General features: G+C 64.0%; 9 protein-coding genes. All 9 read right to left on the minus strand.

Annotated elements, in window-relative coordinates:
* Positions 1-140 precede the first annotated feature (140 nt).
* Complete coding sequence (locus EJA05_RS16115; RefSeq protein WP_125858997.1) at positions 141-803, minus strand: SCO family protein; 663 nt, start codon at positions 801-803, stop codon at positions 141-143.
* On the minus strand, positions 800-1,453 hold the full coding sequence (locus EJA05_RS16120; protein WP_125858998.1) for an SCO family protein: 654 nt from the start codon (positions 1,451-1,453) through the stop codon (positions 800-802). Before EJA05_RS16120 ends, EJA05_RS16115 begins: the two co-directional genes overlap by 4 nt.
* Positions 1,450-3,429, minus strand: a complete 1,980-nt coding sequence (locus EJA05_RS16125) for a cytochrome D1 domain-containing protein (protein ID WP_125858999.1) — start codon at positions 3,427-3,429, stop codon at positions 1,450-1,452. Before EJA05_RS16125 ends, EJA05_RS16120 begins: the two co-directional genes overlap by 4 nt.
* A gap of 458 nt (positions 3,430-3,887) precedes the next feature.
* Positions 3,888-9,737 carry a manganese-oxidizing multicopper oxidase MnxG gene (gene mnxG / locus EJA05_RS16130; protein ID WP_125859000.1) on the minus strand — a complete coding sequence of 1,950 codons (5,850 nt, stop codon included), beginning with the start codon at positions 9,735-9,737 and terminating at the stop codon, positions 3,888-3,890.
* A 146-nt stretch (positions 9,738-9,883) separates the two neighbouring features.
* On the minus strand, positions 9,884-10,966 hold the full coding sequence (locus EJA05_RS16135) for a DUF1615 domain-containing protein (RefSeq protein WP_125859001.1): 1,083 nt from the start codon (positions 10,964-10,966) through the stop codon (positions 9,884-9,886).
* Between the two features lie 226 nt (positions 10,967-11,192).
* A complete protein-coding gene (locus EJA05_RS16140) occupies positions 11,193-11,684 on the minus strand; it encodes a DUF6714 family protein (RefSeq protein WP_125859002.1) in 492 nt (163 codons plus the stop codon).
* A gap of 166 nt (positions 11,685-11,850) precedes the next feature.
* Positions 11,851-12,336, minus strand: coding sequence for a DUF6714 family protein (locus EJA05_RS16145; protein WP_125859003.1), 486 nt, complete (start codon positions 12,334-12,336; stop codon positions 11,851-11,853).
* Between the two features lie 194 nt (positions 12,337-12,530).
* Complete coding sequence (locus tag EJA05_RS16150) at positions 12,531-13,046, minus strand: DUF6714 family protein (protein WP_125859004.1); 516 nt, start codon at positions 13,044-13,046, stop codon at positions 12,531-12,533.
* Entirely contained in the window at positions 13,025-17,779 is a 4,755-nt protein-coding gene (locus tag EJA05_RS16155) for an RHS repeat-associated core domain-containing protein (RefSeq protein WP_125859005.1), read from the minus strand. Before EJA05_RS16155 ends, EJA05_RS16150 begins: the two co-directional genes overlap by 22 nt.
* Between the last annotated feature and the right edge of the window lie 24 nt (positions 17,780-17,803).

Here is a 17,803-nt window from a genome sequence, read left to right on the forward strand (position 1 = left end):
GATTTGCTTCACCTGTTCCGGCCCCATCGCTGGCAAGCCAGCTCCCACAGGAGGTGCCTTATATCTGTGGGAGCTGGCTTGCCAGCGATAGGGCCAGCAAAGCCAGTGCAAGTAGAGCGCCCCTGCGCCGAACATGGCGTTCACCGCCCCGCCAACGGTTGGGCCAGCAGCTGCATGCGCTGGGCGATGGCGGCGGGCGGTGCGTCGGGGCGGATCTTGCTCCAGCGCTTGCCGGCCACGTCACCGGCGATCAGCTGCGTGGAGTGCTGCTCGGGGCTGGGCAAAAACTGCCCCAGGCGCCCCAGCACCAGGTCGACGCTGGCCTTGTCACCGGTGAGAAACAGCCAGTTCGGCCCGTCCACTCCCTGCTTCTCGGCAAAGGCCTTGAGCACTTGCGGGGTGTCGTTGAGCGGGTCGCTGCTGACCGAAACGAAGGTCACCTGCCCCGCCAACTCGGGCCCCATGGCCTCGCGCACTTCGCGCAGCTTGCGGGTGATCAGCGGGCAGGCGTCGTTGCAGTGGGTGAAGATCACGTTGAGCATCACCACCTTGTCCTTCAGCACATCGCTGTAGAAGCGCAGCTCGCGGCCGTTCTGGTCCTTGAGCACGGTGTCGGTGAACCAGGTCTGCGCATCACGGGTGCCGCCACCGCTCGCCATGGCCTGCGGTGCCGGCTGCGGCGCCGGCGCTGGCGCATGGCCCTCGTGGGCGAACGCCACCGAAGCGAGGATCCACAGGCAGGCCCCCAGCACCACCCAGTCGAAGCCGCGCATGCTGGCGCGGCGTGTGCTCAAGCTGCTCATGGCTGCACCTCTTTGCCGGCGATTGCCGTGCTCTTGGCATGTACCCGCCGCGCGCTCAGGCGGTTGACCTCGGTGATCAGCACGTTGGGGTCGGTGAAACCGTAGAAGCGCGTCCAGTGCCCGCTGCGCCCGTCACCCACCAGGATCAGTGGCGGGTGCTCGCTGAGGTTGGCGCTGAAACTGCCCAGCCCTTTGAGCGTCTCGGTGATGGCGTAGGGTGACCCGGTCAGCCAGCTCCAGCCCGGGCCGCGCTGGAACGCCTTGGCGTAGTCGGCCAGGCGTTTGGCGTCGTCGCGCTGGGGGTCGACGCTGATCGACACCAGGCGGATTTCCTCGCCCACCCGCCCGCCCAGCTGCTGCTGGACCTTGCCCATGATCGACGAGACCACCGGGCACACCGTGGTGCAGCTGGTGTAGATGAAGCCCATCACCACCAGGTGGTCGCCCACCAGGTCTTTTTCCAGGCGCACCGGCATGCCGTTCTGGTCCAGCAGCGCGACATCGGCAAAGCGCACGCTGGCTTTTTCCTGGTGGACGGCGGGCGGTGCCTGGGGCGCGCCGCCGTGATCATGGCCGGCGTGGGCCAGGGCCAGGTCGCTGGCCAGCAGCAGGCTCAGGGCAAACAGTTTTCCGACATCGACAGGGTTCATCGCAGACTCCTGGGTTCCCCTTGGGAAGCGGTAGGCGCCGTGGCGGCCGGCAGCACGCGCAGGCTGGTGTAGTTGTCTTCGGCAAACTTGCGCCCCAGGCTGGGCGACTGCACATGCAGGTACCAGGCGCCGGCTTCGGCCAGCTCCAGCGAGGCCTGGTAGACGCCCTCGCCCACTTCGGTCAGCGGCAGGCTGCGCGGCAGCGACGACGGTGCGAGGAAGTAGCGCAGGCTCAGGTCGCGCAGGCCCGGGCGTGGCTTGCCGTCCTCGCCGAGGATGCGCACCTGGGCCACGAACGGGCTGTGCTGCAGCAAGGGCTGTTCGGTGCCGAGGAACTCGGCGTGCACCACCTTGCGCAAGCCGGCGTCCGGCAAGGCCGCCACGTCGGTGCTGAAGCAGTGGATGATCTGCGGCTGGTTGAGCAGGAAGGCCACATCGAAGGTGCCGGCCGCCGGCAGCTTGACCGTGGAGCCGTACACCCCCGGCGCCACCTCGCGCAGGCTGCGGTCGATGACGATGGCCGCGCGGGCCTGGTGGCCGCGGTTGTTGTAGCCCGACATCGGCGCGTTCATGCCTTCGGCATAGAAGTAGGTGGTGTTGTCCACCGGGTTGACCACGAACACCGAATTGTCGTCGCGCGACACGCTCACCCCCTGGGCCAGCGGCAGGTCGCCAGCCTGTCGCGGCGCCGCGGGGCCGGCCTCGAAACCCTGGACGATCGGCGTGCGGCCCTGGCCGAGGCTGGCCAGGTTGATCATGCTGACTTTCGGCGAGGCCAGGCCGCGCACGTAGGCATAGCCCTTGGTGAAGGTCAGTTGGTAGGGCTCGGCGGCCACCGGGATGCGGTGGATCAGTTGGTCGTTGCTGACGTCGATCACCAGCGCCTGGTTCTCCAGGGTGTTGAGCACCACGCCAAAACGCCCGTCAGTGCTGAAACGCATCGGCCCCAGCCCCGGTTCGGCCTGGACCGTGTGGCGCACATGGTGGCTGCGGGCGTCGATCACCCGCACCGTGCCCTCCTGTCCATCGACCACGTACACCGCCTGGGACAGCGCCGAGTAGGCCACCGACAGCGGGTGCGGGCCCACCTTGAGGGTTTGCACCAGGCGCATGGCGGCGGTATCGATCACGCTCAGGGTGCCGCCGTCACGGTTGCTGACGAAGGCGTAGCGCGAGTCGGCGCTGAAGGCGATCTCGTGGTGGCCGGAGCCGGTGATGAAGGTCTTGAGCATGGTGCGGCTGGGCACGTCGATCACCGTCACCCCGCCCTTGCCCGGATCGCTGCTGTTGTTGCCCACCCACAGCAGGCGCTGGTCCGGCTGCAGGGCCACGCGAAGGGGCTGTTCCCCGGCATCGAGGGTGGCCACGTGGCGGAAGGTTTCGGTGTCGATCAAGGCCACCTGGTTGCGTTCGGGCATGGACACGAACACATGGCGGTCGTCGCGGGTGGCGACCCAGTCCATGGGCCGGCCCGGCAGGTCGATGCGCGCCAGGGTGCTGGTCACGCCACCCACCGACACAGTCGGGTCGATCACCGTGAGGCTGGCGTCCTTGTTCAGCACCAGCAGGAAGTAGCTGTTCAGGTCCAGCAATGGCCGGGCGCCGATGCTGCTTTTGAGGAACAGCGCCACCCGCGCCTTGCAGCTGCTGTCACGGTCACCCACCGGCGCCGACTGCGCCGGATCCAGCCAGGCCCCCGGGGCCATCCCCGACAGCGGTTGGCCGCTGGCCTGGTCGCTGACCTTGAAGCGGATACTGGCGAAGTCGCCTTCGCGCAACTGGGCACCGGCCAATGGCCGCGCCTCGAACTCCACCGTCACCCCGTCGCGGCTGAGGCGGTGCAGGGCTTGCGGGTCGGCGGGCTCCTGCAGCAGCTCGCGCGGGTCGCACCAGAGTTTTTCGTAGGCGACGCCCAGGCCGATCAATGCCCAGCCCAGCACAAGCCCCATGTAGGCGGGGCGCAGTTTGCGGTTCATGGGCAGGTACCCTTGTCGACCAAGAGGCAGGCGTGCACGCACGGGGCTATGACAGAAAGCGGGATAACCATGCTGCACCTCCAGGAAAGACAAGGGTCTGCGGAGGCTGTAGCAAGCGCTATGCCAGGAATAATATTGTTATTTATCAGTTAGTTGGGATGACAACCCGAGAGGATTGGGGAGGTTCCCCCAAGGCGATTCCCCGAAGCCGGGGCCGGCGGTGTGACGCCCAAGGGCCTGTCTTGAAATCGCATGAGGGCTACCAAGTGCATGGCGACAGATCTGCAGCGCTCTCAAGATCGAGCGCCGCGCGGGCGGCGCTCGATCTCATAGGCGCTGCAAAAACACCGGCAGCCACCTGGTGGCCCTCACCCAATCTCCCGCCATGCCCCCAGCCCCCCCAAAAAACAAAAGGCCACCGCGATCCCCCGCGGCGGCCCTCCAACACCTCTCCCCCTTTACTGCGCCGGTGCCGTCGCCGGCGGTGGCTCATTGGTCACCCGCAAGATCCCCCACAACCCCGACATGTTCCCGTACGCCGCATAGTCGCGGAACAGGTAATCCCCCGGCACCGCATTCCCGCCCCCGGCGCTGGACAGCATGAAGCTGAAATGCGCCGCCGGCAGCACGCTCTCCTGCGCGCCGATGTACATCGCCATGGGGTTGTAGCCGAAGCGCACCGAACCAATACCCGGCAAGCCCATGGGGTAACCGTCGATATCGCTCTTCTCGGCCTGGTAGTTGTGCAGCGGCCACAGGTGCCCGTCGAGCTGGTAGGTAATACCGCGGCTGCCACCGCTGGGCATCAGCACGTGCTTGCGCAGCGGCTGCCCAGGCTTGGCGTACAGCACCGGGGTCTGTGGGTCGCCGCCAACCAGGGCATTGCTGTAGGCCATGTGCGCGTTGGGCACGTCGGCGAAACCCAGGCCGTCGGCATGACCGAACGGCGCGTCCGGCGCCAGGCCGAAGCGCAACCACAGCGGCTCGGTCTTGTAGTTCATGGCCATGTTGCCGTTGTCCTTCGGATCCCCCGGCACGCCGTTGCCTTCGGTGGCGATGCCCTCCACCGGGCGGCCATCGGCCCAGCGCATGTTCAGCGAGCGCTGCCACACCGTGACGAAGTCGCGGTAGTCCGGCTGGCCGCTGACCTTGACCGTGGCCTGGGCGCGACTGGCCGCGTCTTCGGTCCAGGTGGCGGTCTGCGGCAGGACGCTCATTGCACCGACCAGGCCCTTCTGCGGCTGCTTGATGAAGTCCGCCGGGGCCAGGTTGAGGCCGCCGAACTCGATGGCGGTGGTGTTGATGTTGTCCACCGTGCGCCCCAGCTGCAGGGTGGGTTTGCCTTCGCGCTCCAGGTGCCCGGCGTAGTACTGGTACACCCGGCTTGGGTAGGCACCACTGTTGCCGGCCCGGGGCGGTACGGTCTGCACCGGGTTGGCGCCGACGTTGGCGCCGTCGGACTTGGTGATGTCGTAGGCCAGCAGCTGGGCGTGCAGGCCCACGTGGCTGGAGGGGCGCATCAGGTTGTTGTTGAAGGCGGTGGAGCCTTCACCGTCGAAGCGGTCGCGCTTGACCACGTTCTGCATCACGGCGGTGCTCGGCAAGTCGGGCATCACCAGCGGCAGGCGGTTCTCCAGGGTGATGCTGATGCAGTCGCCGGCGTTGGCCCGCAGCACCAGCGGCTCCACCGGCACCCCGGCCTTGAGCTTGCCGGTGCCCGGGTCGAGGTCGGCCTTGCGCACGTACAGCACCGCGGTCGGGTCGTGCAGCGGCGCGCTGTGGCCGCCGATGGTGAAGGGCTCGCCATCCTCAGGGTCGACCCCACTGACCAGCGGGATGCTGGTACGGCGGCTGTTGAACACCAGGGTGCCTCCGTTGGCCTTGAGCGCGCCGCCGACATGCTGGCCGATGCCGGCCGGGTCGTTGATGCTCACGCCGTGACGGTTCTCGAGGATGTCGTTGGCCAGGGCCGCAACGATCTCGTAGCTGCGCTTGACCGTCGGCCGGGTACCCACGCCATTGGCGTTGGCCGTGGTTTTCGGGCAGATGCCGTCGAAGTTGACGGTATTGCGCATGGCCACCGGCTGCGGGTTGTTGGGCAGCGCGAACAGGTCGGCGCGCTGGGCGGTGTAGTTGCGCATCACGCCCCAGATACCGTTCCAGTAGCCTTCCAGGGCGGCATCCATGGAGTACAGGTAATCGCCGTTGGTGGCGGCGGAGCTGGAGATCATCGACACCGGCGCCATGAAGCCCATCTGCTCGGAGATACCGATCATCTGCGACGACTTCCACCCGGAGTTGGAACTGTTGCCGAAGCCTGAGCCGTTCTGCAGCCACTTCACGCCGTGCAGGGTGACGTTGTGCTCCTCTTCATGGCCGCCGGCATGCAGGCGCAGGCGCACGTTGTCGCCGCTGTAGGTGCGCAGCATCGGCGTGAACGGGTCGCCCGGCTCGCTGCCGGCCTTGTTGATGTGCGGCGGGAACTGCGTGGTGCCGCCGGTGGGGCCGACCGCCTGGGTGATCGCCGAGGGCGCCAGGTTCATCGCCGGGATGGCGCGGTCGGTGCGTGACTGCAGGGCGTAGGCCAGGTCGCCGCCGAGGCCGTCGGCCTGCATGCCGCGCTTGCCGTCCGGGCCGACCTTGTTCGGGTCGAACACGCGCAGGGCCAGGGGCTCGTTGCGGTAGTTGACGACGAACATGCCGGGGTCATCCACCGAGATCGCCTGCGGGCATGGCCGGCTCGGGCAACCGGGGTTCAGCCCGCCACGGGACTCGACCACCGACTCCAGCAGGTTGGAGGCGGCCTGGCGCACCGGTGGGTTGATGGCGTAGCGGAAGCTGTCGGCGGTGGCCGGGTAGCTCTGCCCGTCGGGGATGCCGTTGGGGCCGGCGCCCACGTACACACCGGCTTCATAGGCGTGCTGGAAGTCGCTGTATTCGAGGAAGAACTCGCGGTAGCTGTCGTTCTTGCCGTCGCCGTCGTGGTCGCCGGTCTGGATTACCGCCTGCCACGAGGTCGGCCCGCCGTCCTGGCGAGTCGCCGGGTTGTACAGCTGCTCGCCGGTTTCGGCGTGGTACCAGGTAGACCCGGCAGGCTCCGCCAGCACGGTGGCGTACAGCCCAAGCTGCTGGTGGGTCGATGGGCCAAGGTGGTCGTGGGTGAAGATGGTGCCCAGGCCACGGTCGACGTTATGCACGTTGACCAGGGGGTCGGCGAACCAGCGTTGCATGGCGGTGCGCGCACCCAGCCAGTCGGCCCGGCCGAAGCGGCCGAAGAACGGGTGCTGCTTGGCTTTCGGGCAGGCGGCGGTGCCTTCGCGGGCATCGCCCTCGGTGCAGTTGTTGAAGCTGCGGATGGCCTGCACGCGCTCGACCACGCTGCCGGGCGAGAGGATGCCGTCCTCGTAGTTCCAGCCGTTGGCCGAGCCGTCGGCGGCGGTCAGGTCCCACTTGGGCAGGTGGATGTGCTGGCCGATCACGTCCGTGGGAGTGCGCACCTGGTAGTCGTCCATTTCATAGAACGACGGGATCAGGTTGGTGTGCACGTACTGGGTGCAGTCGAAGGTGTTCATGCGCATCACCAGCGGCTCCGGCGGGCGTTGCTTGGTGATCACCGGCCAGGCGTCCTCCCACAGGGCGAGGATGCGCGCCTGCGGGAAGTGGTAGCCGACCTTGTTGTATACCGCGTCGAACTGGATGTTGGCGGCCTTGTAGATACGTGGGCGGTCGGCGGTGAAGGCGGACGAGCCGCGGAAGCTCATGCCGGTCAGGGTCTCGCCACTGTTGAACTCGCCCACCCCGGACGACTGGGTCAGGCGCTTGCCACGGTCATCCATGCAGGGCTCGTAGAACGGCGCGCCGGCGGTGGGCAAGGCGCCGTTGGTGCGGAACGCCTTGGCCACCGGCGCGCCGCCGGGGACCAGGGCGAAGCTTGGGTGTTCGGCCTTGGCATGGAACTGCATGGCCGCCTGTTCGACCTCGGTGCCCTCTTCGGGCAGGTAGATCGGCTTGGCCTTGTGCAGCACCTTGGAGAAGTCCAGCCGGGTGGTGGTGGTGACCGCCTCGCCACCGGCGGACACGCCGTCCAGGGCGTGGCGACCGAGGCCACCGTCCCAGCCATCGACCTGGTTGGCGTCGAGGTTGGCCCACAGTGCCTTGCCGCTGTCCTTGAGCTGGCGCGCCAGGGCCGGGTCGAGCATGTCCAGTGGCGGAGTTGGCGGGCGCTGGCCGACGCTGCTTTCCATGCCGCCGATCCAGAACGGATAGCCGGGGTTTTTCAGGCTGCCGTCGGCGTTGCGGTTGCTTTCGCTGCGATCGACCAGGGCCAGGGAGCCTACGGCGCGTGGGGTGGCAGGCTGATTCGAATGATCGTCGTCGCCCTCCTCCTGGTCATCGTCGTCATGCTGGGCTACCTGCGTCTCGCCGAGCTTGGGCACCACGGTGACCTTGCCCGGCATCGGCGCCATGGCCTTGCCCGGCAGCGGCACGATGGCCGGGATCGGCGTGCCGGCGATGATCTCGCCGTCGGGCAAGGCCCGCGCGCCATTGGCCGGCTTGCCGCTGCGCAGGGCGAACGGCGTGCTGTGGAAGCCGTTCTCGCCCTCGCCGCTGACCTCGAGCCGGGTGCCTGGCTCGAACACATCGTGCACCCGCCACATGGCCCACATGCCCTGGGCGAAGTGCGGGTAGAAGTGGCAGTGGTAGATGGCATCGCCCGCGACCCGGTTGCGGTTGCCCGAACCGCCGTTGGCGATTTCGTAGGTGTAGCCCACGCCCGGGCCGATGCCCTGGGCGTCGATGTAGTCGGAGTTGTCGTCGTTGGGGTTGAACAGCCACTGGTGCCCGTGCAGGTGGAAGATGTGCTGCTCGTGGCCATTGTGGGTGTTGCGGAACTTGGTGAAGTCACCGATGTAGCTGTGGTGCACGTTGGCCGGCTCCGCCGGGTACAGGGCCATGGTGGCCTTGACCCCGGTGGCGCTGGCCGGCGGTACTTCGCCCGGGCGGATGCGCTCCAGGCCGACGTTGGCCGGGATGTCCACCAGGGTGCCGATATCGCCGACCGTATGGGCACTGAGGAAGAACTCCTCGTAGGCGCACGACAGGCAGTCGTGCATCGGCCCTACGCCGAGCCGGTTGGCCACCACCTCGGCGCCCATGCCGCCGGAGCCGTAGTTGATCATGAACGAGTCGCGGGTCGGCTCCAGCACATGGCCCATCACCGGGTCTGCCCAGTAGCCGGGGAAGGCCTGGGTGCCGGCCACTTCGTCGGCGAACTGCGCGGCGAAGTCGCGGAACGCTTCCAGGCGGTTGGGCAGCGCCGGGTTGCGCTTGCCGACGCTTTCCAGCGGGTAGGTGTTCTTGGGGAAGCTGCCGTCGGGGTTGGGGCCCATGACGATGGCGTCGGTCTCGCTGTTGAGGATCTCGTTGCCGTCGACCATGGCGATGATCGGCTTGCCGGCCTTGCCTTCGGCGATCCAGGGTTCCAGCTGCGGGTAGCGTGCTTCGTAGTTGATCACCGGCTGGCCGGTGGCGGTGCGGCCGGTGGTGGCCAGGCGCATTTCTTCTTCGGTGAGGGTGTTGCGGTAGGTGCGCCCACCTTTGGGCACTACCGCCACTTGGCCAAACAGACCGTTGGCGACGTTGCCGGCACCGCCCTGGCCGCCGAAGGTGGCGCCCTGGCTGGTGACGGCGAAGGCGCCTTCGCGCTCGGCGTACAGGGTGTAGCTGCGGGTGCCACCGGGGGCGACCAGGAAGTTGCCGTTGCGCCCGGTGTTGGCGGCGATGTCGGCGATGCTGGTGACCGCCTGCATGCCGTTGACCTGGAAGCCGACGTGACGGTCGCTGACCTGCTCGTCGGCGATGAAGTGCTCGCCGCCTTCAGCGTCCGGCAACTCGACTTCTTCACCCTCCTCGCCTTCGGGCTCCTCGGGTTCGATGCCGTGCTTGTTGGGGTTGGCCTGGTAGGCCAGCAGGTTGGTCAGGTTGACCGTCAGGCAGTCACCGGCGGCCACCCGCAGCACGATCGGCCGCGGGCGTTTGTCCGGGCGCAGGGTGACCTTGCCGGGGACGGCCGCGCCGCCTTTGCTCAGCGGCACCAGGTGCTCGTCCACCACATCCTGGCGCAGGGCGAACAGCATGCCGTTGGCATTCTGCGCGCCGAGGCGGTTGTACATCAGCGGCTGGTCGAGGGCCACCACGTTGGCGGTCAGGGTGCGTTGGCATTGCACGGCCGCTTCGCCGCTTTCCTGCCAGCCCAGCAGGGCCAGCACCAAGGTGGTCAGGGCGGGGCCTTTGCGAGGGGTCGTCATGGGTCACCTCCGTGGGGCGCAAGGACTCTGCGAGGAGGTGAGCAAGGCTCATGCCACTAAAATTTTCTTTTTATTTCAATAGCTTGAGATTGGCACTGGTTAACAATCGGGGAAGATCACCCAATTGAGACCCTTAATCGGGGGCATCAGCGCTGCATGCAGCGCTGATAGCGCTCGTCCACTCGGCCTGCGAACCAGGCCGTGGTCAGCTTGCGGGTGATCTTCGGGCTTTTCAGCTCGATCCCCGGCAGTACCGCGCGCGGCAGCGGCTTGCCTGCCTTGGTTTCGGCCAGCCGGAACACGCCCTGGTACAGCTCGGTTTCTTCAAGCTCCAGGCTACCCTCCTGCTCCAGCTGCGCACGGATCTGCGGGTTGCGCAGCCCGAGTTTCGGCCCCAGCTTGCGCGCCGCCTGCTCGGTCTTGCCGGGCAGGATTGCACCGGGGGCAATCAGGTCGCCGTCCAGTGCCAGGGTGGTTACGCTGGCGCGGCCCAACGCCGCCTGGAACGCCGCGTTGCGGCTGGCGTACCAGCCGGCGTTGAAGTCGGCGAAGCGGTACAGCGGGCGCTCGTAGTGGGTGGGGTAACCCAGCAGGTGAGCGATGCCGAAGTACATGCCGCCGCGCCTGCTGAACACTTCCTGGCGAATCGTGCCTTGATAGGCGTAGGGGTAGCCCTTGGCATGCTGCTCGGCAAAGTCGATGCTGACCTGCATCGGCCCACCGGTGTGCACCGGGTTGAGCCCGTCGAGCAGGGTGCGCCCGAGGGGCAGGCGGCCGATCACTTCGTCATACAGGGCGCTGAGCTGTTTTTCGCTGCGCACGGCGAGCAGCCGCTGCTGGTAGGTCTTGCCGTTGCTGGAGGTTGTTTGCAGCGCGCCGTCGACCAGCAGCTTGGGGATATGCAGGCGCGCGGCGCGGCGGTCGATTTCCTCACGGGCGATACGGCCCAGGTTGGGCACCTGCGGGTCGGCGTTGAAGGTCGACTCCTGCTCGGTCACCGCCAGCACGGCGCACAGGTTGCCCTTGCTCGGCGCGATACCCTGGGCCTGGAACGCCACCTGGATGTCCTCGGCCCAGCCCTGGCGGTCCTTGAGCTGCGCCGGCAGCAGGCGCAGCAGCTGGGCACGGACCTTGGCCGGGTCGCTTTCAGCGGCCTGCTCCGGGCGACCGGCGCAGCCCTGAAGCAGTACCAGGAAGGATGCGCTCATCAGTAGCAACCGTTTTGTCATCGGTCATGCTCTCCGGTTCTGTGGCTGGCAAGCATAGGCTCATTGCAAACCCCAAAAGAAGGGAGGTAGAAAAATACTGAGCTCAGGTGTTGCACTCAGCTTTCGCCCTTGGCCTCACGACCCGCACCATCAAAAGAAAAATCAACACCTAACCTGCCTCAGCGCTGCATCTGCATGAACTTGTTGCCTTGGGGGCGCACGACTTCTCGTTGCAGATGGTCATTATTTAGTTCTCAAGAAATTTCCCCCAAAAAATCTCAATCGCTTCTGCCGCGCCTTCATCTTCGTACTCATCCCACAAAAACTGCAAGACGCTTGCTATCGCTTTTTGCTTCTCAACACTCAAAAGGCTTAGCCTATATGTAGCATCCTTGCTGATATATAAGCTTAATCTATAAGCCAGGGACTGCGTCAAAACATCACCTTCCTCGTATCGCTCGGTCGCCATTAGCAAATACGCCGGAAGATAGTAATCAATGCCAAGAGGCGTCATAAACGTAAGACACGCCGACGAGTCCCCTACGTAGTCATCATGGAAGCCCTTTAAAGTAAGAACCCACCAACTCCTTCCCGAAAAATACTCTCGGATCTGTAACGGCTCGGGGCACACGGAATCCACTATACTACTTGCATTAGGCGCATCTTCCCTTCCAAAGGCAGCTTCAATCATATTCCTAATCGCTTTCTTTCTTGAGCTCAGCGAATCTTCTTCTCGCATATTGACCCCTTCTCAGGCTTCTGGGTCTGTCTCAGCTGATTACCCCTGGTGGGGGACGATTTTGCGGTGCAGGTTATCGCGTTCGTAGGCCAGCATTTCGTGATGATCAAGCATGATGCCCAGCAGGTAACTGGCCTATAGATATTCACTTCAGTGCATAGACCTTTTACAAATAATCCGCCCACATATAATTCAAGGCCTCTTGCGCATCTTCATCATCAAATTCAGACGCCAGAAATCGCAGCACTTTTGCAACCGCTCTCTTCTCATCGTCACTCAAGGTGGAGATTTTATAGTAATGATCATCCTTAGCATACATAAGCAACCTTGAAGCAAACTCCAAGGTCACAACATCACCCTCATAATAACGCTCTACAGCAAGCAACAAATACAGCGGGATATAATAGTTTCTGCCTTTTGGTGACATAAACGAAAGACATGCTGAGCTGTCCCCAGAATAGTCAGAGCACAGGATTTCGAGTGTAATATCCCACCAAGCCCTACCATTAAAAAAATCCCTGATTCTTATAGGCTCAATAAATTCAGTATTGATTATCTCGTCAGACCTTGGTGGGTTTTTCTTACCGAAAGCATGCTCCACGTCAAAGCGGACCTCTAATTGCGCATCACTTAGTGAATTATGCTCTCGCATCTAGCTGCCGCCTCCCACGCCTTAATTGATTCATTACGATATCCCAAGTCACCGCGCTGCAATTGTTTCGGCGTACGCTCGGCGTCCCACCGGGGCTGGCGCCAGGGCATCCCAATATTCATCTTGTTTCTTACGCTAGTGTGGTGCTTCAGAAATACCGCTGAAAATCTGAGCTAGGCTTTGTAGGAGCTTACTTATTCTTGCCCACCCGAGTTTATATATTCATCCCCCCAGCGCACAGCAATCGCCCTCATCGCTTCCAACGCCTCCTCGTCACCGTACTCCTTCCAAAGAAAAACCAAAACCTCAACAATTGCTTTCTTTTTTTCAGTGCCATAAAGGCTCATACGATATAAGTCATCTCTCATTATCGACCTCTTTAACCCATAAGCAAAGTCTTCCGTAACAATGCCTCCATCATAATAATGCTCAGCTGCCATCAGCAGGTAGGCTGGCAGGTAGTATTCAACACCAGCTGAAGTCATAAATGTCAGGCAAGCAGACGAATCACCTATATAATCATCAAAAAGCCCTTGCAAAGTAATATCCCACCATCTTTTGCCGGCAAAGTAATCCTTGACTTGCAAAGGTTCCAAATGTAATGAGGATATAATTTCACTTGCGTCAGGTGGATTCTCTTTCTTGAAAGCTGCCTCAACCATTTTTCGGATACTTCCCTGTCTAGCATTTAACGTATCTTGGACTCGCATAATGCTACTCCCTCCCATGCCCTGATAGCTTGCTCTCTATGTGTCGCATCACCACCGGCGAAACAACGATTATTGACAGCCTCACGGGCCATCGCGCACTGCAAATTGACCTCTCGCAACTCTGACGCCAGAACAGGATCAGTAACCGACCTGCAACTCCGCTTGCCTCCTTTGCACGAAGCGTTTACCTCATCTTGCAGTTTTCTATGCTCTCCAGGCTGACAGTTTCCTGGTGGTGGCATATCAATACTCAACGGGCTGATTTTGCGCCCAATCAGGTCACGGTCTGCATCCTCTGACTTGGCGGTGTCTCCAGAAGTGCTAAGAACTGCCCCGACCGCAACAGCACCTGCAAGCGTTCCTATCAATGCTCCTGCACCACACCCAAGTGGTCCGGCCCAAGAACCTGCTGCACATCCGACCACTGGATTCAATCCCAAGGGGTCGACATAACGCAACGGATTCAAGGAAGCGTAGCTATAAGTATTAAGCCCCCCCTTCAGTCCGGAAGGATCCCTCGACACAAATCGACCGGTCTTCGGGTCCTGGTATCTAAACCGGTTGTAGCTCAGTCCGTTCTCATAGTCATGGTACTGCCCCTGGAAGCGAAGCGGGTTGCCTAGGCCGTGCTGCTTGGCCCACGCCGAGCGCTCTTCGCGCACCTCACCCCAGGCCTTGTACTGTCCGGCCCAAGCGACATTGCCTTGCTCATCGGTCAGTTCCATCGGTGTGCCGAGGTGATCGCAGTGGTACCAGGTCATGGCATCGAACGGCACGGGCTTCACGTCTGTGTGCCACAGCGGATCCTGATCGAAGTCGTACTCGCGCTGGCTCCAGTCCGGCACCTTGTGCAGCCGGATCGGGCTCTTGCGCAGGGCCTGAGCCACCGGCACGAAGCTGTCCGGTTCATACAGGTAATGCACCGTACGCCCGGAATCGCCTTCATCGAGAGGCGGTGAGCTTTCCCAGGCCAGCGTGTCGCCATCCCAACCGAACAAGGTAAAGCCGCAGCCCAACTCGCGCTGGCGTTTGGCCCGTTGCAGCTGGTTCCAGCCGGTGCCCGCCTCGGGGCGATCCCAGAAGTGCGCCACCGAATGCTTGTGCAGGCGACGACCCAGGGCGTCGTAGCTGTAATCGACCTTGAGCTTGTCGTCGTTGTAACCGGCCAGCCGGTCGAACAGGTCCCAGGTGAAGTGGGCATGGGACCCGTTGTGCAACCGGTGGATCAGGTTGCCGCGTTCGTCGTACTTGTAGTGGGTCCCGGCGTACTCGCGCAACAGGTTGTCCATCAGTTTGTTATGGCGTGCATCGGCTTCCAGCGGGCGATTCAGCTCCTGAGTCTTCTGGTCCAGCAGGTTACCGGCCGGGTCGAAGGCAAAGGTTTCCACGCCCAGGCGGCTGGTGGCCTTAAGCAGGCGGCCCACCGGGTCGTACTGGTACTCCAACGGACCACGACGGCTGTCGTGGATGTTGGTCAGCTGGCCGGCGACGTCGTAGCGGTACTGACGCTTGAGCAACGTGGATTGGCCGTCATGGCTGCCCAGCAGCTGTTCCTGCAAACGCCCTGCAGGGTCCCAGGCCTGGGTCTGCATCAACTTATTGCCCTGATGCCGCACGACTTCGCGGTGCAGGTCATCGCGCTCGTAGGCCAGCATTTCGTGCTGGTCGAGGGTCATGCCGAGCAGGTGGCCGCTGCCGTAAGTCAGCCAGCTGACCTTGTGGCCGTCCGGGCGAATCGTCGCGGTGCGCTGGTTGAGCGCGTCGTACTGGTGCTGCCACACCGCAACCATCGGCGTGCCGGTGGCCTGGTAGTACTGATGCTCGCGGCTCAGGTTGCCGGCGTCATCAAAGAACCATTGCAGCTTGCTGGCGGCGTTCACGGCCTGGATCAACTGGCCGTTACCGTCGTAGGCGAAGGTTTCGCACTGGCTCTGGTTGCCCAGGCGGGCCGTACGCTCACTCAATCGGCCCATGGGGTCGAAGGTCAAGTCGATACGGCGCTGGCCAACCTGGGTCGAGGCGAGGCGACCGTTGTGCGGGTCGTACTGGTAACGGGTGACCAGGCCATCGAAGCCAGTCTCCTGCAGCAGCCGGCCCATCGGGTCGTAGAGGAAAGTGGCCTTGCTCGCGTTCTCGTTTTCCAGGCCGATCAAACGGCCAAGCTTGTCCCAGCGATAACGCAGGGTATGTTCATTGGCGTCGACGCGTTCGCTCAGCAGGCCTGCGGCACTGTAGGCCCAGGTGGTGCAGCGGTCGAGGGCATCGACATGCGCCAGCAGACGCCCTTCGGCGTCGTAGTTGAAGCGTTCCTCGGTGTTGTCGCGATGGGTGACCTTCGCCAGTTGTCCGGCCTGGTATTCGTAGGCGGTGGTGTGGCCGGCCGCATCGGTGAAGTCGCTCAGCTGGCCGAAGGCGTTGTATGTCCACTGGCTGCGCTTACCCGAGCAGTCGGTGTACTCAAGCAACTGCCCGGCGGCGTTGTAGGCGAGTGTCTTTTCGTTGCCCAGCGCATCCTTGATCGCCTTGACCAGCCCGGCCGGGGTGTAGGCGAACTCGGTCTTGTTGCCCAGCGGGTCGACCGTTTCGACCAGGTTGCCGGCATCGTCGTAGCCGCGCAGCCACAGGCCGTCTTCGGCATCGCTGATCTTGATCAGCTGGTCCTTGTCGTCGTAGGCGTAGTGCACCACGCTGTGGTCGGCACGGATGTGCTGCAGGCGGTTGCTGCGCTCATCGTAGGTGTAGCGATCCTGGCTGCCGTCGGCGTGCAGGTGGCGGATCACGTTCTTGCGGGCGTCGCGGAACAGCCACTCCGAGCGCTGGTCGGCGTGCTGGATGCGGTAGGTGTAGCCCTCGGCGTCGTAGTAGTGGCGGGTCTGGCCGCCGTGGGCGTCGGTCACGGTGGTCAGGCGGATGTGTTCATCCCACGCCAGGCGGGTTTCGAAGCTGCCGTCGTCGGCCCACTCTCGGATTGCTCGGGCGTGCGGGCCGCTGACGTCCCATTCCAGGTTGAGGCCGCGCTCGGTGCGGTCGGTGTAGCGGGTGATCAGGTGGTGCTGGTACTGGTAGCGCCAGGCGGCGCCGTGTTCGTCCTGGGCGGCGATCAGGTCGCCCTGGTCGTCGTAGTGGTAGGCGCACAATTGGCGCAGCGGCTTGCCGTCGACCACCTGCCACAGGCCCTGGATATGGCCGTGGTCATCGAGCAGCGTGCCCAGTTGCAGGTGCACCTTGCTCAGGTCGTTGTCGGCGTAGGTGTTGATGTCCGACAGCACCGGGCGGCCGTTGTGGTTGTGCTCGTAGTGCAGCATCGCGCCGACGCCATTGCGCATGACGATATGCACCAGGTGGAAGCGCTCGCCGACGCGCTCGTAGGTCTCGTGGCGCTCCTGCCCGCGCGACAGGATGAGCTGGGTGTCGGTGGTGCGGGTCAGGCCACGGTACTCGACCGCGTCGTAATGGGTTTTGCCGACCTTGGGCAGCGGGTAGGCGTGGCTGCGGCCGTCGATATCGTGCAGCAGCAGCCCGTCGTCCTGCACATCGATGCAGGTGGTGAAGGCGGTGATCCAGCGGGCGCCGAGGCTGCCGCTGTCGAGGGCGAAAAGGCGCGAGTGGTAGGTGCGGGTCCAGGTGATCGGGAACGGGCCGGGCAGGCTGAAGTCGGTGTGCTGCAGGGTCTCGCTGCCCAGGGCGAAGTTGATGCTGTTGCAGGTGTTGGCCGGGGCGCCGTTCTTGCACGGGTTGGCGGCCTGGGACGCGGGCGCCTGCTCTTTTTGGGTTTCCAGCTTGCCTTCAGCCAGCTGGTGGCGAGCCTTGCTGGTGCCGCCGGGCTTGATGTTGGCCACCACCACCTGGGGGTTGCGTTGGCGCCACTGTTTGACGCTGCTGGCCAGGGTCTGACTCAGGGCCTCGATGGAGCCGGGGCTGCTGGCATCGCCCAGCTTGAGGATCATGCCGCGTATCAGTGGGGCCAAGGTGCGCAGGTGCGCGCTGTGGGTGAGCAGTTCGGTTTTGGCCGCTGCGCTGAACGTAAGGCCGACACTGGTCATACCCTTGCCAGCGTGCTTGTAGGCACTGAAGGCACCGGCCAGGTAGTTGTCGAGCGTGGCCAGCGGGTTGTGCATCAGCGCGCTGTTCGTGGCGGATGCCGGGCGGGCGTTTCTTGGGCCGGCGCCTTCGGCCAGGGTGGCTAGGCCGCTGGCAATGTCGAGGATGATCCGCTCGCCGAGTGTGGCGGCCTCGGCGAGGATGCCCTTGAGTTTGCCGGCGGCCTGGGTGACGAAATTATCAAGGCTGCCGACGATATCGGCGTTGAGGTGGCCGGCCAGCAGTTCGACCGAGGCATCGCCGAGCACCTGCTTGCCCTCCTGGCGCACGAACAACAGCATCGGCCGCAAGCTCATGCGCGCCGGCGCCTCACTGGCGGGCGAGGTGACCAGGCCGATCAAGTTGAGGGCAAAGGTGGCGCAGTCGAGCGGGTCGGGCCCCTTGCTGCGAGCCAGGGTAGCGATAGCGCCCAGTACTTCGATCAGGGCGATGCTGTTGCCCGCCACCGGCACATTGCCGGCGACGGCCTTGAGGCGCTCGAGGGTGGCATGGCCGGCACTGACTTCCCGCAGCCAGGTGTCGAACACTGCGGCGCCACGGCCGACGTCCTCGGCCTGGATTTCGGCGAGTGGTGTGATCGCCACCTGCAAGGCGCAGGGCTTCACATGGGTGTCGCAAGACCTTCCGGGCATGGAATCGCTGCTCCTGGTACCTGA

The organism is Pseudomonas oryziphila, from assembly GCF_003940825.1.
Lineage (GTDB): Bacteria > Pseudomonadota > Gammaproteobacteria > Pseudomonadales > Pseudomonadaceae > Aquipseudomonas > Aquipseudomonas sichuanensis.

Coding starts and splice junctions, on each gene's coding strand:
- EJA05_RS16115 (WP_125858997.1), bottom strand. CDS start 803: ATGAGCAGCTTGAGCACACGCCGCGCCAGCATGCGCGGCTTCGACTGG.
- EJA05_RS16120 (WP_125858998.1), bottom strand. CDS start 1,453: ATGAACCCTGTCGATGTCGGAAAACTGTTTGCCCTGAGCCTGCTGCTG.
- EJA05_RS16125 (WP_125858999.1), bottom strand. CDS start 3,429: ATGAACCGCAAACTGCGCCCCGCCTACATGGGGCTTGTGCTGGGCTGG.
- mnxG (WP_125859000.1), bottom strand. CDS start 9,737: ATGACGACCCCTCGCAAAGGCCCCGCCCTGACCACCTTGGTGCTGGCC.
- EJA05_RS16135 (WP_125859001.1), bottom strand. CDS start 10,966: ATGACAAAACGGTTGCTACTGATGAGCGCATCCTTCCTGGTACTGCTT.
- EJA05_RS16140 (WP_125859002.1), bottom strand. CDS start 11,684: ATGCGAGAAGAAGATTCGCTGAGCTCAAGAAAGAAAGCGATTAGGAAT.
- EJA05_RS16145 (WP_125859003.1), bottom strand. CDS start 12,336: ATGCGAGAGCATAATTCACTAAGTGATGCGCAATTAGAGGTCCGCTTT.
- EJA05_RS16150 (WP_125859004.1), bottom strand. CDS start 13,046: ATGCGAGTCCAAGATACGTTAAATGCTAGACAGGGAAGTATCCGAAAA.
- EJA05_RS16155 (WP_125859005.1), bottom strand. CDS start 17,779: ATGCCCGGAAGGTCTTGCGACACCCATGTGAAGCCCTGCGCCTTGCAG.